Raw genomic sequence first — 23,164 nt, 5'->3', positions numbered from 1 at the left:
CTTTTATGAGATTCCTGCTTTCGCAGGAATTTGCTACATCAATCCTTTATCCTTCAAACGATCTCTTGCACTTTTCGTTTCCGCCTTTACATCTTCCTTAATCTCTTCTATCTTATCTTCGGTTTTATGAAAAGATTTCTCTCCTTTCTCTTTTAAGTCTTCCATAAAATCTTTTCCTTTTTCAATAGTTTCATGAAAAACATCTTCAATAGATTCGCTTTTTTCGTCTATCACTTCGCCAGATTTAAACACAAAATTAGCGATGTATGTTCCTACCAAGGTTCCAACAATCATAGAAGCAAATAAAGAAATAGTTGCAATATCTATAGGAATTAAAAATCGTGCGATAACAATTCCTACTAAAAACAAAGAAGTAATAAACACGATGCGTAACAATAAAGATTGCTGATACACAAAGCCTTTTTTACTTGTAGCAGGCATTTGTAACTCTTTAGCATTAAATAGTTTATTAAAAAAGCGATATACGCCATTTCCTTGTGATTCTCTCCAATACAAAAGAATTCCGAATAAAATGGATGCGATAAATATGATTAGTTCTAGTGTCATAATCTAAGTTAAAAGTTAAGAGTGAAAAGTTAAAAGTTTCTTCTACTAAATTAGTCTAATTTCTTTAGATATTGTTACTAATTGTTTCTATAACCCAATCTTTCATAGAGTCGCTATAGGTTTGATAAGCCTTATAAAATGCTTCTTTATCGTACCAATATAAAAACAGCACATCTTTAGGCGACACATTAATTAGCAACTTCCATATTAAATCTTGGTGTTTTGCATTTAAGGAAGAATGTGGTTGGTGTAATGCATCATAAAACTTTTGATCTACTAAATCATGAATCTTAAAAGCGTTGCTTCGTTCTATTTTTTCTAAATAAATTTCTACGCCATTTACGCGTTTTAAAGCTTCTACACCTATGGTGTTTAAGTATCTTCTAAATAACACATTATCATTCAGAATATCTTTTATAGGATGTTTGGTTTCCTTTAATTCTTGATACAGCATCATTTTTTTCACACGACTGTATTGTGGCTTCTCTATAACTTTTTCTAAATCACATTCAATTAACATGTGATCTCGCAATTTCTCCATCAGTTCCGGTTGCTCGATATGATAAATTAACACGTCATGAATAGTATCTTTTATCGCTTCTTTATAGCTTTTCTTGTCTTCGAAAACTACAATTTCACTAATAAAATCGCGCAATACATATACACCTCCAAGTGCTCTTGTATAAAAAGAGTTTGTTTTAAATTCTAATACTGGTAATTCTAAATCTCTCTGACGTAAATCGCCGTAGGTTTTCGCTGAATTTAATAATTGCTGCTGTAAATCTTCGTCTATAAAATGATTACCTCTTTTAAACTTTTCGATCAGTTCAAATTGGTCTTTTTGTACATGATACAATTCATTTATCAGATGAAAATTTATAGAAACCGTATCGTATTTAAGCACATCTAACGGCTCATAAAAAGCATCAATATGCTGATTGAAATCTAAACAAATAGCGCAATCTCTGGTGATGTCGTTAATTTTAGCTTCGTAAGTACTAAAAACAAGCTTCATCATTTCACGATCGAAAGTGTGATACGGAATGTACACTGGTTTTCCTTTTTGTAATGGTGTAATGATGATTCCGTGCGGATTTGCATCGCCATGATTTAGGTAATGCATGTCCTTTTTTTCTGCAGCTATTTCTGGACTCCAACCAATTCCGTCGATAGAAAAACGAGTGAGCGAAGTAGCATCAAAACCTAATTTCGCTAGGCATTTGTTGTAACGCGCTACTAATTTTCCACTTATTGGAATTAGTTCGCTTTGGTATAAATTTGCGTTTTTTAGTTTTTGCATCTTGTTTCCGTGAAAACGGTAATCTGGTTACTATTATTTTTTTATTCATGAGATTCCTGCCTACGCAGGAATTAACAAATTATGTATTTGTGCATACTGCAATAACATAATAGTTTTTGCATCCAGAATAGTTTGATTATTCATCATGTCAATAGCTTTAGTAAAAGGAACCTCCATAACTTCAATTTCTTCATTTTCGCTTGCTAAACCGCCACCTTCATTTACTTGCATGGCATCTGTATATGCTGCCACAAACAAATACATTTTTTCGGTAACTGCTCCTGGAGAAGTGTACGCTTCTAAAACCTTAGTTGCTTTTGGTATTTTATAACCAACTTCTTCTTCTACTTCTCTAATAATACAAACTTCGGGAGCTTCATTATTATCTATTGCTCCTGCGCAAACTTCGATGGACATACCTTCATTTTTGTTGTTTGCATAGGCTGGCATTCGGAATTGTTTCGTCAAAATAACAGTCCCTTTTTCTTTGTTGTATAATAAAATGCACGCGCCGTTGCCTCTATCGTAACTCTCTCTAGATACCCGCTTCCAGCTTCCATCGTTAAATTGATAATCGTAATCGATTTGATTTAAAGTTGCCCATTCGCTAGAGAGTACTTTGTTTGTTATGTTTTTTAGTTTGTTCATTTTATTTCCGCGAAAGCGATACTATTTTTATTCTTTATATCTTTTGTAAACTTCTACCGTACTTTTCTATTTCAGGAATTAATGCTTCCCAATCATCAAAACTAATGCTATCCAAATTCTTTTCCTTTAGAAAAATAATAGAATCCATTATATCTTGATGCATCTTCTCATAAGAGGTATTAATAAAAAGTTTATTTCTATTGTATTCTTTAACAATACTATTAAGCTTAATTACTTGCCCCTCCTTCTTTAGTTCCTTTTGATAGGTATCGTATTCTTTTTCTTGTATGTACTGACTTCTTTGATACGGATTAAATAATACTTGATAAAAATAGACAGGCATTTTTAAATCATTTGTCCATAGAATCCCCATTAAAATGGTATACTTTTCAATTTCTCCAATTAGCGTATTTTCAATTTTATTGGTAGTAAAACCTTTTTTTGAAAATTTCAAAAAAGGATCTGAAACTAACATTTTATTTATTTTCCAAGGTCTATAATATGTATGACTTAAATATTCTGCTGTTGCAATCAACACAAGGAAAATAGAAATAAAAATGGCTAAAAATTTAAATCTCTCCAAATCAGATGGTGATTTACTTGAAAAATAAAAAAACAACATAAATACAAAAGCCATTACCAAATAAGTGACGTAATACTCTTTACATATCGACCAAGCTTTTTTCATTCCCTCTTATTTATTTCCCAAAAGTTTCTCTAGCCTTTAAATCTATATTCATTTGATTCACTCTTGCATCTACTTTACGTTTAAAGTCGGTATCTGCAATAGTTGCTACATTATCTAAATAGCGCACTACTTCTTGTCTTCTTATTTCTGAAAAATCTAAACCTTTCATATTGGCACGCATTAATTCTTGCAGCATATTGAATTTGGTATCGTAATCTTTTTTGAAATAGATTTCCGGATTATCGAACCAATCTTCTTCTAAATCGAAATCGGTTAAACGCAGCGAAACCGCACTTTGAATATTACGCACATCACGAGAAGAAAAGAATGGAAATATCTTTTGAATCTCCATATACAGATTCGCATAAAACAAATGATGGTTGGTTTTAAAATGCTTTTCTACTTTACCATACGCATCTAAAACACGCTGTTCTGTTGGTTTGTTAGAAACATTTAGAATTTCTCCCATACTTTTTGCTAAACCTTGATCTTGCAGATAACTATAGTTTTCTGGACCTTGCATATTTACAAAATCTGGCATGGTAGTATCTAATTTTCGCCACCATAAATGATCTTGATCTAAAAAGTCATGTTCCGTTCTTGCACCATCAATTTTAAAACGTCCTTGTACACGAGAAATAACCGCTTTATCTAACATCTCTGGAAGATTGGTAAATAAACCTACCGAACTATTTCCATAATTCACAGCATAAGCACCTTCTGTGTACCTTAAAAACACACCAATTACTTCTTTAACTCCTGCCGAAACACCTTGTGCGGTACGTTCTTGCAGATTATTTTCGGCATCATCAATTGGTGCAAAAATTAATTTGGTAGGATCTTGTAAAGGCTTCATCCACTCCACCATTTTCTCGGCAGAACCACCTTGAAAGGTACTAATTAAAGTATCTGGCATTGGGTGAAATAAAAACGGAATATCTAAATTATCGCAATGCATTTTCAATCGTGTGGCAATAGCTGCAATAAGCATACTCTTTCCCGTTCCCGGAATTCCGTACCCCATAAAAACAGGCATAAAACCACCAAGTTCTTGAAACGGATTCTTTTTTGCTTCAAAATCGTAACTCAGCATACGTTCTGTTAAACGTCTTGCAAAGTGTTTTGCATCTCTGTTTCCAACAATTTGTTCGAATTCTATTTTATTAAATTCGATACTTTTTGCGGTTCCTTGAAATACATTATCCCAACCAGAAACGGCAAAATCACTTTTTTCTAGTTTATAGGTTCTATCTACAATCGTTTCGGTGTATTCTAAACTACTTTTACGAAGCTGAATTTCATCGATTAATGCTTCAAAATAAACCACTGTAAAATCGATGACATCTTTATCCGATTTTATAATATCTGGATGCGATAGGTATTTATCGTAATAAAACAACTGACAAGCAATTCCTTTTAAAGGGGAAAGCAATGATACTTCTGGAATGCCTGCAAACTTTTGCTTCATAACCGATAGATCGTCGGAAGCATGTGGTTTTAAATCGTATAAAATTTTATATGCAGTAGCAAAAAGCATGTATGCTGTTGCTGTGTGCATTTTACTTTCATATTCTCGTTTTCCGTCACTATCTAAAGCAGATCTATTATCTATCAAGGTAGATAAACCGGAAGCGTCGTAAAAACTATCTTTTATCCAAATACCTAATGTAATTCCTTCTTGAACTGCGTAAAGCGTGTGATTTAAATGAATTGGAATTGCTACAGATTCTGGCAACAAACGCTTTTTTAAAGCTAAAATAGTTTTAGAAACAGACGTTAAACTCACATTGCTTCCGTTATTTGCTCGTGACAAATACAGTAATATGGATTCGTCTTTTGCGTCCTTATCTTTATTTTTTGCACGTTGGCTTTGTTCCCATTGCACCGATTTTATATAACTAGTTGCTTCATCACGAAGCATATCTAATTCATTTTGTTTTATTGGGAATGTTGAGTTGTGTTCCATTTATTTTAGTCTTCAGTTTGCAGTCTTCAGTCTTCAGTACTTACTGTTACGGACTTACTCTGCTGTTTTTAATAATTTTATAACCCGAATTTCCCTGGGTTATTCATCATATAATTAATAAGCTTACCTATTTCCAGGCTCTTACTCATAAGTTCATTATTTTTTTCTTCGGAAATATATTTACATGCCACTGCAAAATCTAACCATAATTGCGTTTCAGAGTTTTCTCCATCTGCATCAGACAATTTACTCTTAAAATGTTTTTCATATTGCCTTTTTCTATAAGCCTCTGATATATTTGAACATACAGATCTACTAGAACGTACCATTTGAGATGTGAGTCCGAACATTTCCGATTTAGGAAAATCTTTAGTCAAATGAAAAATCTCCATTGCTAAATCAAACCCTTTTTGATATGCTAATAATGTTTTAAACGACATTTATTCTCATTTTACATTCATCGACTGCTTACTGATTACTGCAGACTGCTTACTTTTTTTATTTTTATTTCAATTCTGAAATCTGAATCGGAGCCATTGCTAACTTATTCATGATTTCTGGTGTTTTATTATATAGTAATTGTATAATTCGATGTGGCGCAAATACGTAACGTTGTCTAAAAATAGCATCCCATTTTTGAAAGGTTTGCTTACTAAAGAAACTACCTTCTTTAAATTCGCTTTCCGACTTTAGTTCATCTATTTTAAAAGAAATTGCATAAGAGTTTAACGGAATGGTTTTACTCGCAATACCTTCTAAAATAGCGTGTGTTACTTGATTTTCATCTTTTGCAAACACATTATGTATTGGTCCTAAATCCACACGTTTTATTAATTTAGGAAACACTTTTGGTAAACGTTTATCAATACCATACGCCATGGTATCTAGATTCATGTCTCTATCTGCAACGGTTTTAAGCGTCTTGTAGATTTCGTCTCTTTCTTTTTGTACATCGCTACCATCATAATCAAAATACATGTAGCAAATAAATGGTCGGTTATGTGACACATCATAAAAACTCCAACTTACTAGATGTTCTCCTGGAGTATTTTCTGGTGCTTCTAATATTTTACCTTGTACAAAACGATTGAATATATATTCCTTTTTTGCCGAAGCGTAATAGACTATGGAAGCTGCTTGAAATAATTTTCGTTTACTGATTGGTTCTTTTTTATGAAGTAGAGTATCTAAAAATTCTTCTTTTAAAGTTTCAATATTGGTCAGTTTCCCTAAGTATTCTTCGCGTAATTCTAAATCGTTAAATAGATAACGGAATTCTAAATAGTTTGGAAAACCAGAATCTGTTAAATCTACTTTCATGTTTTCCTCATCGTCATACATGTATTTTACACGCATGGCTTCTACCGAATACAATAGTAAATCACTGTATTGTTTAAACAGAAGGATTTCTTGCTCGCTTAATATTTGTTTTTGTTGTACAGCTACTAGGAGTTCTTTAAGTGCAAAATCTACCATGTTGTGATAGAAAACGTATTGCTCTTTGGAGTCGAGTACTGCGGAATCTAGAGGTGTTACTATCATTATTTTTGCTATTAGCTTATAGCTTTGGGCTCTTAGTTTATGGCTACACGAATGTTGCGTTAAGGATGGAACGGTTTGTTTGAGCTCCTCGCAGAGAGCGAGTAGTGAAAGCCTGACCCTCTGAAGCTTTTCAGCGAAAGAGGGAAACGCCCAACTTCGCATTAAAAGCTACGTTGGACATGCCTTCTTTAAATTATCCTAATAAATCGTCGTCGTTAGCTTCTGGTTTAGGAGCATCTGCTGGTTCGTCTCCTCCACCTGAAGGTGCATTAGCATCTGCTTTATAGTAATCTTCAAAAATCTCTTTCATATCGATTCCGTAACGCTCTGCAAAGTTCTTTTGTATTGCTGAATCTTTAGCTCTGATTTCGCTTAAAGCCTCTGCATAACTACCATAAACACCTTGCATTACTTTTTCATGCACCGGAATATTATCCATCATTTCTTGACGTGCTCTTGCGCTTGCAGTATGCATAGACGCTAAAGTTTCTCCGATATGCTCATCGGTTTTCACACCTAAATGCTCTAAAATTGCAGCGAATTCTTGATCTGTTCTTGCTTTTAAAGCAACTACATAACCATCGTAATATTTAAGACGCTCGTCGGTATCACTCTTTAATTTTGCACGATGCGTTTGTAAATTGCTACGTAAAGAAGTTAATACTTTAATGGTTAAATTATGCTTGTGTACAAAACTATCTTTAGAAGCTGCAAGTGTTGTGTATGCGTTTTTAAGTCCTTCTAACTCTTCCACTTTTTGCTCTAGAATTGTTACTGCCGATAATGCTTTGGAATATTCTTCCGACTGTTTATCTGCTACTTCTTCTAGTGCTTGACGTGCTTGTTTTAATAACGCGTATTGCGCTTCTAGTTTATCTTCTACTTCTTTCTTTTTCTGTAGTGCTTTTGTATGGTTATTGGAAGCTTCTACAATAGCTGTTTTAAGACTTTCTTCTACTTCTTTAATTTCAATTTCCCTGTCTTTTAAGCGTTTTACTGCTGCCTGACTTTTAAAAGAAAGCTCGTTTAGTAAGGTTTGTACATCTGCACTTTCTATACGTTGTTGAAATAATGCTTTTGCTTTATTGTCTGCTTCGTCACGTGTTTTTTGTGCTTGTTGCAGTTCTTGTTCTGCATCTTTTATTTTTCCTTTTCTTCCCCAAAGGTTATTCCAAAAAGTATCTGGTTTAGCGTTTGCATCTTCTAGTTCTACTTTTGCACGCTCTAAACGCTTAATAGCGTCGTCTATAATTTTTTGTTCTGCTGGGTTTAATGCGGAAAAGCCTTCGAACATAATACCAACTTCGTCTTGATAGTCTGTTAAATCTTTAATAGCATCTAACAAAGTAGTTCTGTCTTTTTCTGCCATATCTACAACATTATCTAATGTTGCATTTAAGATTTTTTGACGACTTTCTGGATCATCTTCCTGTGCCAATTTAGACTTCATTTGGTCTATGGCTTTTCCCCAGTTAACATCTACTTTCTCCGTTTTCTCGCTGGAGTTTGTTTCTAATAAATCAAAATCGTCAGACATATTGTATTGTGTGTTTTAAGTTGAACTCTATTTGGATAAGCAATTTCGATAAAAAATATCAGTATCAAAAAGAAATCGTTAAAATATAAGTAGCGAATCATAATATTTTGTTACATATTTAATTAATTCCTTTTGGAATATTATCTTTAAATTAAATCTATACCTATATTATGAAAAATACCATATCACTTCTTATTCTTACGCTTCTAATTTTTTCTAGTTGTAAGAACGAAAGCAAAACCAATTCAGAAACCGCAATTACAACAGAAGCAAATACAGCGGCAAAACCGGAAATAAAAAGTAGTTTAAAAATTACACCAATAAGTCACGCAACTATGGTTTTAGAATATGAAGATACTGTGATTTACACAGATCCTGTTGGTGGTGCGGATGCTTTTAAAGACCAAAAGAAGCCTTCCATAATTTTGATTACAGATATTCATGGAGATCATTTAAGCACAGAAACATTAGAAAGTCTAGATTTAAGTAATGCTGTTGTTGTGATGCCAAAAGCGGTATCCGAAAAACTACCAGAACTAAACGCCTTAGAGCGTATTGTTTTAGACAATGGAAAAACAATTACCGTAAATAAGCATACTATTGAAGCGATACCAATGTATAATTTAAGAAAGGAAGCTTTAAAATTTCACGATAAAGGAAGAGGAAATGGTTATGTTATCACCCTTGGTGGAGAACGTATTTATATATCTGGTGATACGGAAGATATCCCAGAAATGCGCACTTTAAAGAATATTGACAAAGCTTTTGTTTGCATGAACTTACCATATACTATGCCTATTGAAAGTGCTGCAAATGCTGTTTTAGAATTTAAACCAAAACAAGTATATCCATATCATTTTAGAGGCACTGAAGGATTTAGTGATGTTGCATTATTTAAAACTATTGTTAATAATAGCAATAAGAATATTGAAGTTATACAATTAAAATGGTATTAATATTTTAATAATGAACACATTACTTAAAATGTTTTTTATATATTTGGAGCAGATTATTTCAAAAATACAATCTACATTTAACCATGATAACTTCACATTTTATTGCTTTAATAAAACAAATTAGTGTTGTTACTCTTTTAAGTGTTAGCGTTATTTTCTTTTCTATTGTTTTAATTCTTGTTTTAAGGAAATCTTATAAATTAAAATCGGAAAACGAAAAACTAATGAAAGCTACAGATCATCTATTAGATGATGAAGATAAAGAATATACCGATTTTACAGAAGGACACATGTATAGTAAAACTACTAAAAAAGAATAAATGCTGACTACAATATGTACCGTTACTTTTTGTATAGTGATTTTAATTTTAGCTTTTTTCATAAAGAAAGACTTATACACTAACGAACACGAAGCAGATATATCAAACGAACTGGATACTTTTGATACCAATTTTAAAGCTATACAAGAAATAGAAATTACAGATTACCAATTAGGTTCTGGCCACTTATACAAGTAATATTTCTATTGTTCTAGATTAGAAAAAAATCTGGTTATTCTTATAAAAAATACAAAACAAAAAAACCTGCATTTAGCAGGTTTTTTTATTCTTAATATTTATTAGTTAGCGTACTAACTTTTTATACTTAATTCGTTTTGGCATTAAATCACCACCAAGACGTTTCTTTTTATTTTCTTCGTATTCACTAAATCCACCTTCAAAGAAATAAACTTGAGATTCTCCTTCAAAAGCAAGAATGTGTGTACAAATTCTATCTAAAAACCATCTATCGTGACTAATAACCACTGCACAACCAGCAAAGTTTTCTAAACCTTCTTCTAATGCACGCAATGTATTTACATCTAAATCATTGGTAGGCTCATCTAAAAGCAATACGTTACCTTCTTCTTTAAGTGTCATAGCAAGGTGCAAACGGTTACGTTCACCACCAGAAAGTAATTTTACTTTTTTGTTTTGCTCACCACCAGAAAAATTAAATCGGCTTAAGTAGGCTCTAGAATTCACTTCTTTTCCTCCCATCATTACCAATTCTTGCTCATCACTAAAGTTTTGCCAGATGGTTTTTTCAGGATCGATATTCGAATGCTTTTGATCTACATAAGCAATTTTAGCAGTTTCACCGACTTTAAATTCTCCTTTGTCTGGTGTTTCTTCTCCCATAATCATACGGAAAATGGTTGTTTTACCAGCTCCATTAGGACCAATAACACCAACAATACCAGCTTGTGGTAAGCTGAAGTTTAAATCTTCATAAAGTAATTTATCATCATACCCTTTACTAATACCAACAGAATCAATAACATTTGTTCCTAAACGTGGTCCGTTTGGTATGTAAATCTCTAGTTTTTCATCCAGCTGTTTTTGATCTTGACTCATCAGTTTGTCATAGTTCTTCAAACGCGCTTTTTGTTTGGTTTGACGACCTTTAGCACCTTGACGAACCCATTCTAACTCACGTTCTAATGTTTTTTGACGTTTAGAAGCTGTTTTGCTTTCTTTTGCCATACGTTTCGATTTCTGATCTAACCAAGAAGAATAGTTTCCTTTCCAAGGAATTCCTTCACCTCTATCTAGTTCTAAAATCCAACCTGCAACATTATCTAAGAAGTATCTATCGTGCGTTACAGCAATTACAGTACCTTTATATTGCGCTAAGTGATGCTCTAACCAATGTACAGATTCTGCATCCAAGTGATTGGTAGGCTCATCTAATAACAATACGTCTGGCTCTTGTAAAAGCAAACGACATAAAGCTACTCTACGACGCTCTCCTCCAGAAAGTACACTTATCTTTTTGTCTCCATCCGGAGTACGCAAAGCATCCATTGCAATTTCTAGTTTGGTATCTAGTTCCCAAGCATTAGCAGCATCAATTTGATCTTGAAGTTCCGCTTGACGGTTCATTAGCTTTTCCATTTTATCGGCATCGCTATATACTTCTTCTAATCCAAACTGGTCGTTAATACGATTATATTCATCAAGAATGGCAACCGTTTCTGCAGCACCTTCTCTAACAATTTCCATAACGGTTTTGTCTTCATCTAATTGTGGTTCTTGTTCTAAATAACCAACCGTGTAGCCTGGTGAAAAAACAACATCCCCTTGATAATTTTTATCTATTCCAGCAATAATTTTAAGCAAAGTAGATTTACCAGAACCATTAAGTCCTAATATTCCAATTTTTGCTCCGTAAAAAAAGCTTAAATAAATATTTTTTAAAACTGGCGTTTGTGCGCTTGGAAATGTCTTGGTTAAACCAGACATTGAAAAAATTACTTTTTTATCGTCACTCATAATATTTTTACGTTGTATAATATATTGATATACTTTTTTTCATTCTTAAATTTAGTAAATAACTAGAATTACATTCTTCCTTTTAAAGCATTGAAAACCCATGCAATAGAAAAGAATCCAATTCCTACTGCTGCGAATCCCCATCCTGCTACATCATCATATCTAAATGCTCCTAAAGCAATTAAAGCTAAACCTACAAAAATCATAATCCATGTAGCCCAAGCTAATACTGTATTTTTATTCATTGCCATTTTCTATTTCAATTTTAGTTAATATACAAATATCGGTTTTTTGTTAGTTTAATGACCAATATCGATAGATATTTTTTATACCATTTAGGAATTAAAATCTATATAAAAATGGATTCCCTTATAAAAATGCTGCTAATCTAGCCCCTTGATTTATGGCTCTTTTTGCATCTAATTCGGATGCAAAATCTGCTCCTCCAATAACATGCACGTTTTTATTAGCATCTAGTAATGGCTGATATAACTCTTTAAATGGTGTTTGTCCGGCACAAATAACAATTGTATCTACTTCTAAAATTTTAGCTTCTTCATTTTGTGTATAATGCAAACCTTTATCCGTTATTTTATCATAAGATACTTCGCTAATAAACTGCACTTTTTTCTTTTTTAAAGTAGATCTATGAATCCAACCCGTAGTTTTCCCTAAATTCCCACCAAATTTACCTTTACTTCTTTTAAACATGAAAATCTCTCTTGGTGATGGATGAAATTCTGGTTTTACACCTTCTATTCCCGAACGTGATTTCAACGTTTTATCAATTCCCCATTCTTTTAACCATGCATCAATATTTTGTGATGTAGATTCCCCTTCATGCGATAAATATTCGGAAACATCAAAACCAATTCCTCCGGCACCAATTACTGCTACACGTTTTCCAACCGGTTTTTTGTATTTTAAAACATCTAGATAACTTAATACTTTTTCATTATCAATCCCTTCCATTTTTAATTGTCTAGGTTTAATTCCTGTAGCTATTATTATTTCATCAAAATCAGATGCGATTAAATCTTCTGTAGTAACTCTCGTATTTAACTTTACAGTGACCTTATGCAGTTCTATTTGCTTATTAAAATAACGCAACGTTTCATAAAACTCTTCTTTTCCAGGAATCTGTTTTGCTACGTTAAACTGACCACCAATTTCTTTGTCGGCATCAAAAAGAGTAACATCATGTCCTCTTTGCGCTGCGATGGTAGCTGCAGCTAATCCAGCTGGACCTGCGCCAACTACTGCTATTTTTTTCTTATTTTCTGTTGGACTATACACCAATTCGGTTTCATGACAAGCTCTTGGATTCACCAAACAACTTGCTACTTTACGTTCAAAAACGTGATCTAAACAAGCTTGATTACAACCAATACATGTGTTTATTTCGTCTGCTCTTTCTTGTTCTGCTTTGTTTACCCATTCTGGATCTGCCAAAAATGGACGTGCCATAGAAACCATATCTGCATCTCCATCTGCCAATACTTTTTCGGCAGTTTCTGGCATATTAATTCGGTTAGAAGTTATAAGAGGAATCTTAATTTCTGCTTTCATTTTTTTGGTAACCCAAGTAAATGCAGCTCTAGGAACAGAGGTTGCAATAGTAGGAATTCTAGCTTCGTGCCAACCAATACCAGTATTGATAATTGTAGCTCCCGCTTTTTCAATTTCTTTACCAAGTTGCACGACTTCTTGCCAAGTACTACCTTTTTCTACTAGATCTAACATAGAAAGTCTGTAGATAATAATAAAATCGGTACCAACAGCTTCTCTAGTTAGCTTTACTAATTCTATAGGTAAACGCATACGGTTTTCATAACTCCCTCCGTAATTATCGGTTCTTTTATTGGTTCTTTCTACTAGAAATTCATTGATTAAATAGCCTTCGGAACCCATGATTTCAACACCATCATAACCAGCTTCTTTAGAAAGTCTTGCCGAGTTTACAAAATCTCTAATGGTACGTTTAATACCAGATTGTTTTAGTTTAAAAGGTTTAAAAGGTGTTATTGGCGATTTTATTTTAGAAGGAGCTACAATAAAAGGATGATAGCCATAACGGCCAGAATGCAAGATCTGCATACATATTTTACCACCTTCTTTATGCACAGCATCTGTAATTACTTTATGATGACGTGCATGTTTTTTGGTACTCATTCGGGAAGAAAAAGGACCAGTCCAACCTTGTATGTTAGGAGATATTCCTCCGGTAACAATTAGTCCAACGCCACCTTTTGCTCTTTCGGCATAATAAGCAGCTATTTTATCTAATCCGTTTTTTTCTTCTTCTAAACCGGTATGCATCGAACCCATTAAGATTCTATTCTTTAAAGTAGTAAATCCTAAATCTAACGGTTCAAAAATATGCTTGTATTTCATAATGATCTTTCTAAATTTTGTTATGCGTGCATAATACTTCAAAAATATACATTTTTTTTAAAAAAGTCATATAATGTCGTTATTAAACTTTGATAAGTTACATACAAAATACTGTTTTCTTCATAATTCTATCTTATTTTATCCAGTAAATCACTTAATTGAATTGCTTCGTCATCCGTTAGGTTTTTAAGTAAATCTTTACGGTTTGCTTTAGAAATATCTTCTAATAATTTTAGACCTTGGCTTGTAATCTTTATATGCACTACTCTTCTATCACTTGGACAAGCAATTCGTTCGATAAAATCTTTAGCACAAAGCTTATCCATTAGGCGAGTAGTATTCGGAGATTTTTCAACCATTCTTTCTTTAATAGTCTGCACTTTTAAAGCTTCTTCTGCTCCTTTTAAAATTCGTAAAATATTATACTGCTGTGACGAAATTTTAAAAGGCGAATAAAAAGAATAATGATAACTGTGGATCCAATTTGCCGTAAACATAATGTTAAGCATCGCTTTGATTTTAAGGTTTGGAAATGTAGAATTTAGGTCTTTAGAAATATTTCCCATTTGTTTAGTTTTCAGTTTTCAATTGCAGTAATCGGTATTACTCTTGCGCAAAAACCAGTTTTTATATTAGATTTTTTGTGAACTTTTCTACCTCTACTAATAATTGCTTATTTATTTCTTCATTTGTAATCTTTCCGTCTACAAAATTATCATTAAACGAAGGCAATGAAAAATCAGCAATAATATTTCCTCCCATAAACGGAAAACGTCCTTTAGCAATCTCTAAAACAGTCGCTCCTCCTCTTGCTCCTGGAGAAGTTGCCATAAGTAGCATTGGTTTGTTGTTCCATAATTTTCCGTCTATTCTTGACATCCAATCAAAAATATTTTTAATACGGTTGCATACGCACCATTGTGTTCTGCTAAAGAAAGTACAATACCATCCGATGCTTTAATCTTCTCTAAAAACGCTTTAGCATTTTCAGGAATACCATGTGTGATCTCATGGTCGATTCCGTATAGAGGTAATTCAAAATCATTAAGATCTAATACGGTTACATGAGCCTCTTCCACAAGGTTTGCAACATAAGTTGCTAATTGTTTATTTATAGATTGTTTGCTGTTACTACCTGCGAATGCTATTATTTTATTCATGTTTTTTTTGTGTTTTCTTATTAAAGATATATGATGTAATTAATAAAACTATTGCTACTAACGCTGCTGTTTGCCCGCCATCCCCAATCATATAATGTGCAAAGAATGCCAAGATAAAGGCAAAGAAAAAACCTGCATAAGCCCACTCTTTAATAATTTTAAAATTAGGATTCCAAATTGCAAATAACCCTAGAAGTTTTGCAACAGCATAAGGATAAATAATATAGGTTGGATACCCGAAACTGGTAAACATTTGTGCTACATCATCATGTTTAAAAAAATACATATTAACGGAAAACAACATCAATAACGTTAGTAATCCTGTGGCTACATAAAAAATAATTTTATCTCTTTTCATTTTTAGTTCGTTTAATTGGAAGCAAATATACTATAAAAACAATATGCCTACCTAGGTACATATTACCATGTAATATTATTTAACAAAACATTCACTTTTTATACAAGGTTTGGTTTTGTAAATTCGTAGCAAATAATTCTTATTTATGGATATCAATTTCAATAAAAACGAAGATCACAATAAACTTCTAGTATCAGATTTAACAAAACGTTTCGCCAAAGTTAAACTTGGTGGCGGACAAAAACGTATTGATAAACATCATGCAAAAGGTAAAATGACAGCTAGAGAGCGTGTGGATTACCTCTTAGATTCTAAAGCAAAATCCATAGAAATTGGTGCTTTTGCTGGAGACGGAATGTACGAAGAACATGGTGGATGCCCTTCAGGAGGAGTGATTGTTAAAATTGGATACGTGCAAGGAAAGCAATGTGTTGTTGTTGCTAACGATGCTACAGTAAAAGCTGGAGCTTGGTTTCCTATAACAGGAAAAAAGAATTTACGCGCACAAGAAATTTCGATAGAAAATAGATTACCAATAATATATTTAGTGGATTCTGCAGGTGTTTATTTACCTATGCAAGATGAAATTTTTCCTGATAAAGAACACTTCGGACGCATTTTTAGAAACAATGCGGTAATGAGTAGTATGGGAATTACGCAAATTTCTGCAGTTATGGGAAGTTGTGTTGCTGGAGGAGCGTATTTACCAATAATGAGTGACGAGGCTTTAATAGTAGACAAAACAGGAAGTATTTTTCTTGCAGGAAGCTATTTGGTAAAAGCTGCCATTGGAGAAAGTATTGACAACGAAACACTAGGTGGAGCAACTACACACTGTGAAATCTCAGGTGTTACCGATTATAAAGCGAAAGACGATAAAGACGCTTTAGATACTATTAAAAGATTAATAGATAAAATTGGTGATTATGATAAAGCTGGTTTTAATAGAGCAAAGGCGATTAAACCTATTGAAAAGCAAGAGGATATTTTTGGGATTCTTCCAAAGTCGAGAGCAGATCAATATGATATGTTCGAGATTATTAAACGTTTGGTAGATAACTCGGAGTATGACGAATATAAAGCAGGCTATGGAAAATCCATTATTACTGCCTATGCAAGAATTGATGGTTGGGCTGTTGGTATTGTTGCCAATCAGCGAAAACTAGTTAAAAATGCAAAAGGCGAAATGCAGTTTGGAGGTGTGATTTATAATGACAGTGCAGATAAAGCTACGCGTTTTATAGCGAATTGCAATCAGAAGAAAATTCCATTAGTATTTTTACAAGATGTTACTGGTTTTATGGTTGGAAGCAAAAGTGAACATGGAGGAATCATTAAGGATGGTGCAAAAATGGTAAATGCGGTTAGTAACTCTGTAGTACCAAAATTCACTATAATTATTGGTAATAGTTATGGAGCCGGAAACTACGCTATGTGTGGAAAAGCCTATGACCCAAGACTTATTGTTGCTTGGCCAAGTGCAGAACTTGCCGTAATGAGTGGTAATTCTGCTGCTAAAGTTTTATTACAAATTGAAAAAGCATCCTTACTTAAAAAAGGAGAAGAAATTACACCAGAAAAAGAAGCAGAACTTTTTAATAAAATTAAAGACAGATACGATAATCAAGTATCACCTTATTATGCGGCTTCTAGAATTTGGACAGACGCTGTTATCAATCCATTAGACACCAGAACTTGGATTAGTATGGGAATTGAAGCTGCAGACCATGCTCCTATTGAAAAGAAATTTAATTTGGGCGTTTTACAAGTATAGTTCTAAAGAATAAAACATCAATAAATAAAATACAGTCTAATTTTAATATTACTGTGTTTACAAACAAAAAAGCAGCACTAACTAAAGTGCTGCTTTTTGTTTAATAAATATTTATGGTATTATTCTAAACGGTAATCTTAGCTAAAATATCATCTCCTCTATTTTTGTTTAATCGAATAACTTTCACCGCTTTTTCCTCATTAGATTTACCATAGTTTTTAAATGTAGTAATCTTTAAAAATGTTGGCACCTCTTTTTTATCTACAGCATTATCATAATTTATTTTAATATAATAATCACCCTTTTTCGCATTTCTTAAAGTATATTCTTCCGGTCCATACGTATCTTTAACATCTAATGTTAAAGCGCCTCCTATTTGCGTTTTAGGATATCCATAAAAGCATATTTCTAACAAAGGATCTATTACTTGTAAGTCTAAATCTGCACTTGCACGATTCCAATCTAAAACAATTCTTAAATCATATTTGGCATTTTCAATTTGAGATTCCTCCAACTTTTCCGTATTCATTACTGTATTATTTTGCAATAAATGATTTACTTCTTTTCTGGATATCTGTTGCATACTAATAATTTCATTACTTGCAGAACTAGATAATGCTTCATCTAAATCATCATATAAATTACTATTAAGCAAATCAAAAGAAAGTTGTGGCTTATTTGTTTCGGCATATATTAAGCCCAAATCTCTAAACGATTGCGAATCTTTTGGTCTTAATTTTAAAATATTAAGATATACGGAACCTGCCAAATCATATTCTTTTACTGCTTCTAATTGGAATGCCATAGCCTTTAAAAGTTCCACATTATTTGGTTCTAATTGTAGAATATTATTTAATACCGCTTTTGTTTGATCTTTGGCATTCCATGCTATAAAATAACTAAAAACATCTGCATAATAAGCTGGATTTTTTTCTTGCGTTTCTTTTTGGTCTAAAAATATTTCATACGCATCTTGAGCCGATTTTGCAGATGCATATATTTTCATATAACTAGCCTTATTTTTATGGGTTTTAACTTTTAAACTTCCTTTATATAATTTCAGTTTATTAATAGATTTTGGTACAGTGTTTTTCTTTTTAAATGATCCTTTTGTGGTAATGACTAAAACTCCATTACCGCCATCTTTTCCATATAAAGCTGCTCCATTAGCTCCTTTAATTACATTTACAGATTTTACGGAGTTAGGATTTATAGCTTTTAAAAAGTTTCCATCCGTAACTATTCCATCTACAACAATTAAAGCTTCATTCTTACCATATAATGAACGAGTACCACCACGTAAATAAGCTTTTAACCCATCACGTTTTGTCACTATTTGTAGTCCACTAACTTTTCCCGAAAGGCTTTCAATAATATTTGAGGTATTAGCATGAACTAAATCCTCGCTTTCTACCACAGTATATGCAGTGCTTATTGCATTTTTATCTCTTTTAAGTCCTAATGCAGATTCTATTAATTCTTCTTCTTCAATAGTATCTATAAATGTTGTTTTATCAGATTTCAATGTATTGGTTGTATCTGTTTGAGCTTGTGCTTGAAAAAAGATACCGATACATAATATGTGTAATAGAGTTTTCATAATTATATGGTTTTTATTGTTATATGGTTTTTATTGTTAAATATAAGATACAAATTATAAGACTAAACTTACATTTTATAATTAAATTGATTTTATGGTTATTTTAAACTTTCATACGATTTAACCAGCCTTATAAACTCTGATCGATAACCAAGTGTATCTTCTCCTCTGCCTATTTTTGCTAAAGAAATTACATCTTCAACATTCGAATTATTATAAAATTGAGACTGTCTTAATTGCATACCAAATAATGCTACAGCTGCTGCAAACTGCATATCTGAAGAAGCAGTAACAACGATGTCTTTTTGCACATGTACCATTTCTATGCTTTTCTTACCATCTGGTTTTTTATATCGAAACTTTACGGTTAATAATTCGTCTTGAAAATGAGTAGACACTTCTGTTTTTGTATATTTTAAATCCGAAATACTTTTTAAATACGCACTATCTACGCCTACAGGAATCACTTCATATAAAGCAGTTACTGTATGTCCGCTACCCAATTCACCAGCATCTTTTGTATCGTCCATAAAATCTTCATTTTCTAACATTCTATTTTCATATCCAATCAATCTGTATGCTTGTACTTTATTCGGATTAAACTCTACTTGGATTTTCACATCTTTTGCAATAGTATACAATGTACCTCCAAACTCTTTTCCAAATACTTTTTGTGCTTCTTGCATGGTATCTATAAATGCATGATTCCCATTTCCTTTATCGGCTAATGTTTCTAGTTTAGAATCTTTATAGTTTCCATAACCAAATCCTAAAACAGATAAAAACACTCCTGATTTACGTTTTTCTTCAATTAAGGTTTGCATATCAGCATCCGTAGAAGCTCCAACATTAAAATCGCCATCTGTTGCAAGAATGACTCGGTTATTGCCTTTCTTTTTAAAGTTCTTTTCAGCTAAAGCATACGCAAGTTCAATACCTTCTCCTCCAGCAGTAGATCCTCCTGATTGTAATTTATCTAATGCTTTTAAAATCTTCTTTTTATCTTTTCCAGAAGTTGGTTCTAGTACAACTCCAGCTGCTCCTGCATAAACAACTATGGACACTTTATCTTGTTCACGTAACTGATTTACTAATAATTTAAAAGCTGATTTTAATAAAGGTAATTTATTTTGTGAACTCATAGAACCAGAAACATCTATCAAAAAAGTAAGGTTGCTTGCTGGTAATTCTTGGTTGCTATACGTTTTACCTTGTAAACCTATTTTCACTAATTTGGTTTGGTTATTCCAAGGTGTTATTGCTAATTCTGTTTGAATGGAAAAAGGATGTTCTCCTGTTGGCTGTGCATAATTATAGTCGAAATAATTTACCATTTCTTCAATCTTCACAGCATCTGCAGGAATATTTTGCCCATTATTAATCATTCTTCTAACATTGCTATAAGCCGCTTTATCTACATCAATAGAAAAAGTAGATAATGGGGAATCGCTTGTGGTTTTAAATTTATTTTCATGAATTTTGGTGTACGATTCATTAAGTACTTTTAATTGTTGCTTTGCCTGATAGGATCCTTTTTTGGTGTTCACTACAATAACGCCACTTCCACCACTAGTTCCATATAAAGCAGCACCACTTGCTCCTTTTAAAACATTTACCTCTTTTATTTTATTAGGTTTTAACTTACTTAATTCTTCTTCTGAAGCAATTTTACCATCAATAACAATTAGCGCTTTGTTGTTTCCTGCTGTAGAACGATTACCACGTAGAACAATACGAGTAGTTGGATTTTGACTCTTATTTTTAGTGTTAATTTGCAGTCCTGAAACTTTACCAGTTAAACTTTGAATAATATTAGGATTGGAAGATTGCTTCAACTCCGCTGCTCTCACAACCTCCATGGCCGTCTGAGGTTTATTTCTGTATGTTTTAATTCCTAAAGCAGTAACAACCACTTCATCTAAAGTATTGTCTGGTTGTAGGGAAACATTAATAATATTCGATTTACCAACAATTTCAGATCTGTTAGCATAGCCAACATAGCTAAAAATTAAAGTATCTTTTTCATTTGCTTTTATAGCATATTTTCCATCAAAATCGGTAGAAGTCCCGTTGGTTGTTCCTTTTACAAGAACTACTGCTGCTGGAAGTGGTTGACCATTCTCGTCACTAACAACTCCAGATATTGCTTTTTCTTGCGCATGTAATTGTATTATAAACAACAACACAAAAAATAATTGTAATACTTTTTTCATAAGGTTTGGTTTTAAAGTTTACGTAAACTTATGCCAAACCTTTAGATTACAAAATCGCAAATGCGTGAACGATGCTTTTGAATGCGTGAAGTACTATTTTAAACTTTTTAAAGTTTGCTGACGAAGAATTTTACCGTTAGCACTTTCTATAAATTTTTCTACGGAATAGATTTTCTTTGGGATTTCAAATTTTGTTAATCCAGAAAAAACGGAAGCATCCACCGTATTACTTTTGCTTTCCACTACTAAAATGATGCATTCTCCAAGCGTTTCCTCTTTTTCTTTCGTAATGAAAAAGCGCGTACTCATTTTAGATTCTAGTTTTGCTTCAATCTGTTCTGGAAATAATTTTACACCGCCAGAATTTACCACATTATCATATCTACCAAGCCATTCAAAAGAAGTTTCAGAATGTAATTTTACAACATCATTGGTAATTATTTTAGTTTCAGAAAGCTTTGGTGCTTCTATTACTAAACAGTTTCTTTCGTCTTGAGAAATATGAATATTTGGAAGGGTTTTGAAATGAGATGCTTCGACAAGCTCAGCATGACATTCTGTTTCAATTTTAAAATTATTAATCTTCTTAACAGCAATATGTGTGATGGTTTCCGTCATGCCATAGGTTTCAAACACATTGGTTTTAATACCTTGAATGGCTTCCTTTAAACTACTAGAAACTGCAGCTCCTCCAACAATTAACGTTTTAATATTATTACAATAGGCTTTTACTTTTTGAAGTTGTAAAGGTACCATTGCACAAAAATCATAATGCTGTTCATAATCAAATACTGGCTGACTCGTTGGTTCTGTAATATCTAACTCTAAACCTAAAATCATAGCACGAACTAGCATCATTTTACCTGCTATATATCGACTTGGCAAACAATGTAATGCGGTATCTCCTGGTTGCAAATTAAAAAAGTCACCAGTTGCAATTGCCGAATGTACCATGGCTTGCTTTTGCAATTTTATAGATTTTGGCTTTCCGGTAGAACCAGAAGTTTGCGCTAAAACATAATCTTTATCATCTAACCAATCGATCAAAAAATCGCCAATTTCCTTTTCAAAAGGCAATCCTTCTTTTACATAACTATAGGCTACTTCTTCAAGATCTTCATATAAAAAAGAGCTACTATTTAATTTAAAACGATTGTGTATCTTATTATATGTTGGAATCATCACCAATTATTTTATAATCCTCTTTTGCTGGTTCTTCTACGCGTCCTAAAAGTTTTTCACTCCAATTACTCCATTTATATTTTTTAGCTAGAATAAAAAGAATAATAGGGAAAACGATAAAAACAGGCATAAATACATCTATAAATCCTGCCGAAGTTGGTTCAGACACATCTTTAAAAAGCGAATTGGTTTGAAAAGCGGTCCAATCTGCAGTTACTAATAAAGCCGTAAATAAATTATTAGCAGCATGAAAACCTAAGGCTAATTCTAAACCATCATCCATAAGTGTCATAATACCCAAAAAGAATCCTGTACCAATGTAATACACCATGATGATGTAACCTAGTTGCTCTACTTCTGGGTTGGCTAAATGCATTAAACCAAAAACAATAGAAGTGAAAAATAATGGAAACCATTTTGTTTTCGTAATAACACCTAATCCTTGCATTAAATAGCCTCTAAAAAGATACTCTTCCATACTCGTTTGCAATGGAATAAATAGTATTGCAATTACTGCTAGTGTTAAGAATGGCACTAATTCAAAGTTCCAAACATAACCTTCTGGTTCCATAAAATAATCTATTAAAACAAAAGACGAAGACACCGCTCCCCAAAGAATAAAGACAAACCAGAATCTACTCCAATCTATTTTTTTTCTCGCTGTTGTTAACGCTGTAATAGATTGTTGATGAATTACTTTAGAATTAAAAAATACACCAACCAAACCAATAGCAAACGATAATAGCATTAAAAATAAAAACATATTACTGCCTAAAATTTCAGCCATTTCTGAAATATCTGTCGGAAAATCTCCATTTTGTATTCCTTCTAATCCTAAAGAATAAAATATTCCTGCTATTAACGGAATAGATCCTATTAATTGCCATATTATAAAAATAATGATGAAACCTAGTAAATACCTCCACCACTCATGTAATGATTTAAACGCTTGTTCTATATACAT

The 23,164-nt window shown here is 32.7% G+C and carries 21 protein-coding genes and 1 pseudogene; 4 read left to right on the top strand and 18 right to left on the bottom strand.

Annotated features, from left to right (window positions below):
* Positions 1–33: 33 nt before the first annotated feature.
* From AMD28_RS13375 to AMD28_RS13340, 8 genes are all read right to left on the bottom strand, one after another.
* Positions 34–567: a hypothetical protein gene (locus AMD28_RS13375; RefSeq protein ID WP_055444655.1), complete on the bottom strand. Its 534-nt coding sequence runs from the start codon at positions 565–567 to the stop codon at positions 34–36.
* Positions 568–631: 64 nt separating this feature from the next.
* Entirely contained in the window at positions 632–1,867 is a 1,236-nt protein-coding gene (locus tag AMD28_RS13370) for a DUF6638 family protein (RefSeq protein ID WP_055444654.1), read from the bottom strand.
* A gap of 60 nt (positions 1,868–1,927) precedes the next feature.
* Positions 1,928–2,515, bottom strand: coding sequence for an NUDIX domain-containing protein (locus AMD28_RS13365; RefSeq protein WP_055444653.1), 588 nt, complete (start codon positions 2,513–2,515; stop codon positions 1,928–1,930).
* Between the two features lie 34 nt (positions 2,516–2,549).
* Complete coding sequence (locus AMD28_RS13360) at positions 2,550–3,203, bottom strand: hypothetical protein (RefSeq protein ID WP_152975612.1); 654 nt, start codon at positions 3,201–3,203, stop codon at positions 2,550–2,552.
* A 10-nt stretch (positions 3,204–3,213) separates the two neighbouring features.
* Complete coding sequence (locus AMD28_RS13355; protein WP_055444651.1) at positions 3,214–5,169, bottom strand: AAA family ATPase; 1,956 nt, start codon at positions 5,167–5,169, stop codon at positions 3,214–3,216.
* Between the two features lie 77 nt (positions 5,170–5,246).
* Positions 5,247–5,609 carry a four helix bundle protein gene (locus AMD28_RS13350; protein WP_055444650.1) on the bottom strand — a complete coding sequence of 121 codons (363 nt, stop codon included), beginning with the start codon at positions 5,607–5,609 and terminating at the stop codon, positions 5,247–5,249.
* 64 nt (positions 5,610–5,673) lie between these two features.
* The gene (locus AMD28_RS13345; RefSeq protein WP_055444649.1) at positions 5,674–6,711 is read right to left on the bottom strand and encodes a hypothetical protein; all 1,038 of its coding nucleotides are present in this window, start codon (positions 6,709–6,711) and stop codon (positions 5,674–5,676) included.
* 193 nt (positions 6,712–6,904) lie between these two features.
* Positions 6,905–8,248 (bottom strand): hypothetical protein, encoded by a 1,344-nt coding sequence (locus tag AMD28_RS13340; RefSeq protein WP_055444648.1) that lies wholly within the window; start codon positions 8,246–8,248, stop codon positions 6,905–6,907.
* 170 nt (positions 8,249–8,418) lie between these two features.
* On the opposite strand from AMD28_RS13340, the gene AMD28_RS13335 reads away from it, so the two are divergent.
* From AMD28_RS13335 to AMD28_RS18535, 3 genes are all read left to right on the top strand, one after another.
* The gene (locus AMD28_RS13335) at positions 8,419–9,204 is read left to right on the top strand and encodes an MBL fold metallo-hydrolase (protein ID WP_055444647.1); all 786 of its coding nucleotides are present in this window, start codon (positions 8,419–8,421) and stop codon (positions 9,202–9,204) included.
* An 83-nt stretch (positions 9,205–9,287) separates the two neighbouring features.
* A complete protein-coding gene (locus tag AMD28_RS13330; protein ID WP_055444646.1) occupies positions 9,288–9,524 on the top strand; it encodes a hypothetical protein in 237 nt (78 codons plus the stop codon).
* The gene (locus tag AMD28_RS18535; protein WP_152975611.1) at positions 9,525–9,722 is read left to right on the top strand and encodes a hypothetical protein; all 198 of its coding nucleotides are present in this window, start codon (positions 9,525–9,527) and stop codon (positions 9,720–9,722) included.
* Positions 9,723–9,827: 105 nt separating this feature from the next.
* On the opposite strand, the gene ettA is transcribed toward AMD28_RS18535, so the two are convergent.
* The 6 genes and pseudogenes from ettA to AMD28_RS13300 all read right to left on the bottom strand — a co-directional run bounded on the left by ettA (position 9,828) and on the right by AMD28_RS13300 (position 15,431).
* Positions 9,828–11,519, bottom strand: a complete 1,692-nt coding sequence (gene ettA, locus AMD28_RS13325; RefSeq protein WP_055444645.1) for an energy-dependent translational throttle protein EttA — start codon at positions 11,517–11,519, stop codon at positions 9,828–9,830.
* A gap of 68 nt (positions 11,520–11,587) precedes the next feature.
* On the bottom strand, positions 11,588–11,770 hold the full coding sequence (locus tag AMD28_RS13320) for a CAL67264 family membrane protein (RefSeq protein ID WP_055444644.1): 183 nt from the start codon (positions 11,768–11,770) through the stop codon (positions 11,588–11,590).
* Positions 11,771–11,888: 118 nt separating this feature from the next.
* Positions 11,889–13,913, bottom strand: a complete 2,025-nt coding sequence (locus tag AMD28_RS13315) for an NADPH-dependent 2,4-dienoyl-CoA reductase (protein ID WP_055445035.1) — start codon at positions 13,911–13,913, stop codon at positions 11,889–11,891.
* Between the two features lie 128 nt (positions 13,914–14,041).
* A complete protein-coding gene (locus AMD28_RS13310) occupies positions 14,042–14,479 on the bottom strand; it encodes a MarR family winged helix-turn-helix transcriptional regulator (protein WP_055444643.1) in 438 nt (145 codons plus the stop codon).
* A gap of 61 nt (positions 14,480–14,540) precedes the next feature.
* Positions 14,541–15,073, bottom strand: a pseudogene (locus AMD28_RS13305) (NADPH-dependent FMN reductase).
* Positions 15,066–15,431 carry a DoxX family protein gene (locus AMD28_RS13300; RefSeq protein ID WP_055444642.1) on the bottom strand — a complete coding sequence of 122 codons (366 nt, stop codon included), beginning with the start codon at positions 15,429–15,431 and terminating at the stop codon, positions 15,066–15,068. Before AMD28_RS13300 ends, AMD28_RS13305 begins: the two are co-directional and overlap by 8 nt.
* Before the next feature lie 145 nt (positions 15,432–15,576).
* On the opposite strand from AMD28_RS13300, the gene AMD28_RS13295 reads away from it, so the two are divergent.
* Positions 15,577–17,205, top strand: a complete 1,629-nt coding sequence (locus AMD28_RS13295; protein WP_055444641.1) for an acyl-CoA carboxylase subunit beta — start codon at positions 15,577–15,579, stop codon at positions 17,203–17,205.
* Between the two features lie 124 nt (positions 17,206–17,329).
* Here the strand turns inward: AMD28_RS13295 and AMD28_RS13290 are convergent, their stop codons facing one another.
* From AMD28_RS13290 to AMD28_RS13275, 4 genes are all read right to left on the bottom strand, one after another.
* Positions 17,330–18,805: a TonB-dependent receptor plug domain-containing protein gene (locus AMD28_RS13290; protein ID WP_055444640.1), complete on the bottom strand. Its 1,476-nt coding sequence runs from the start codon at positions 18,803–18,805 to the stop codon at positions 17,330–17,332.
* Between the two features lie 98 nt (positions 18,806–18,903).
* Positions 18,904–21,018, bottom strand: coding sequence for a VWA domain-containing protein (locus AMD28_RS13285; RefSeq protein ID WP_055444639.1), 2,115 nt, complete (start codon positions 21,016–21,018; stop codon positions 18,904–18,906).
* 93 nt (positions 21,019–21,111) lie between these two features.
* Positions 21,112–22,200 (bottom strand): AMP-binding protein, encoded by a 1,089-nt coding sequence (locus AMD28_RS13280; protein ID WP_055444638.1) that lies wholly within the window; start codon positions 22,198–22,200, stop codon positions 21,112–21,114.
* On the bottom strand, positions 22,184–23,164 hold the full coding sequence (locus AMD28_RS13275) for a CPBP family intramembrane glutamic endopeptidase (RefSeq protein ID WP_055444637.1): 981 nt from the start codon (positions 23,162–23,164) through the stop codon (positions 22,184–22,186). Before AMD28_RS13275 ends, AMD28_RS13280 begins: the two co-directional genes overlap by 17 nt.

The sequence above is a fragment of the Lacinutrix himadriensis genome (genome assembly GCF_001418105.1).
In the GTDB taxonomy this organism is placed as follows: Bacteria; Bacteroidota; Bacteroidia; order Flavobacteriales; family Flavobacteriaceae; genus Oceanihabitans; species Oceanihabitans himadriense.
The sequence above is the reverse complement of the archived record's forward strand: the minus strand, read 5'-3'. Positions and strand labels throughout refer to the sequence as shown.

Bases quoted from the DNA above. Each gene is read 5' to 3' on its own strand.
- AMD28_RS13375 (WP_055444655.1), bottom strand. From the start codon at position 567: ATGACACTAGAACTAATCATATTTATCGCATCCATTTTATTCGGAATT.
- AMD28_RS13370 (WP_055444654.1), bottom strand. From the start codon at position 1,867: ATGCAAAAACTAAAAAACGCAAATTTATACCAAAGCGAACTAATTCCA.
- AMD28_RS13365 (WP_055444653.1), bottom strand. From the start codon at position 2,515: ATGAACAAACTAAAAAACATAACAAACAAAGTACTCTCTAGCGAATGG.
- AMD28_RS13360 (WP_152975612.1), bottom strand. From the start codon at position 3,203: ATGAAAAAAGCTTGGTCGATATGTAAAGAGTATTACGTCACTTATTTG.
- AMD28_RS13355 (WP_055444651.1), bottom strand. From the start codon at position 5,169: ATGGAACACAACTCAACATTCCCAATAAAACAAAATGAATTAGATATG.
- AMD28_RS13350 (WP_055444650.1), bottom strand. From the start codon at position 5,609: ATGTCGTTTAAAACATTATTAGCATATCAAAAAGGGTTTGATTTAGCA.
- AMD28_RS13345 (WP_055444649.1), bottom strand. From the start codon at position 6,711: ATGATAGTAACACCTCTAGATTCCGCAGTACTCGACTCCAAAGAGCAA.
- AMD28_RS13340 (WP_055444648.1), bottom strand. From the start codon at position 8,248: ATGTCTGACGATTTTGATTTATTAGAAACAAACTCCAGCGAGAAAACG.
- AMD28_RS13335 (WP_055444647.1), top strand. From the start codon at position 8,419: ATGAAAAATACCATATCACTTCTTATTCTTACGCTTCTAATTTTTTCT.
- AMD28_RS13330 (WP_055444646.1), top strand. From the start codon at position 9,288: ATGATAACTTCACATTTTATTGCTTTAATAAAACAAATTAGTGTTGTT.
- AMD28_RS18535 (WP_152975611.1), top strand. From the start codon at position 9,525: ATGCTGACTACAATATGTACCGTTACTTTTTGTATAGTGATTTTAATT.
- ettA (WP_055444645.1), bottom strand. From the start codon at position 11,519: ATGAGTGACGATAAAAAAGTAATTTTTTCAATGTCTGGTTTAACCAAG.
- AMD28_RS13320 (WP_055444644.1), bottom strand. From the start codon at position 11,770: ATGGCAATGAATAAAAATACAGTATTAGCTTGGGCTACATGGATTATG.
- AMD28_RS13315 (WP_055445035.1), bottom strand. From the start codon at position 13,913: ATGAAATACAAGCATATTTTTGAACCGTTAGATTTAGGATTTACTACT.
- AMD28_RS13310 (WP_055444643.1), bottom strand. From the start codon at position 14,479: ATGGGAAATATTTCTAAAGACCTAAATTCTACATTTCCAAACCTTAAA.
- AMD28_RS13300 (WP_055444642.1), bottom strand. From the start codon at position 15,431: ATGAAAAGAGATAAAATTATTTTTTATGTAGCCACAGGATTACTAACG.
- AMD28_RS13295 (WP_055444641.1), top strand. From the start codon at position 15,577: ATGGATATCAATTTCAATAAAAACGAAGATCACAATAAACTTCTAGTA.
- AMD28_RS13290 (WP_055444640.1), bottom strand. From the start codon at position 18,805: ATGAAAACTCTATTACACATATTATGTATCGGTATCTTTTTTCAAGCA.
- AMD28_RS13285 (WP_055444639.1), bottom strand. From the start codon at position 21,018: ATGAAAAAAGTATTACAATTATTTTTTGTGTTGTTGTTTATAATACAA.
- AMD28_RS13280 (WP_055444638.1), bottom strand. From the start codon at position 22,200: ATGATTCCAACATATAATAAGATACACAATCGTTTTAAATTAAATAGT.
- AMD28_RS13275 (WP_055444637.1), bottom strand. From the start codon at position 23,164: ATGTATATAGAACAAGCGTTTAAATCATTACATGAGTGGTGGAGGTAT.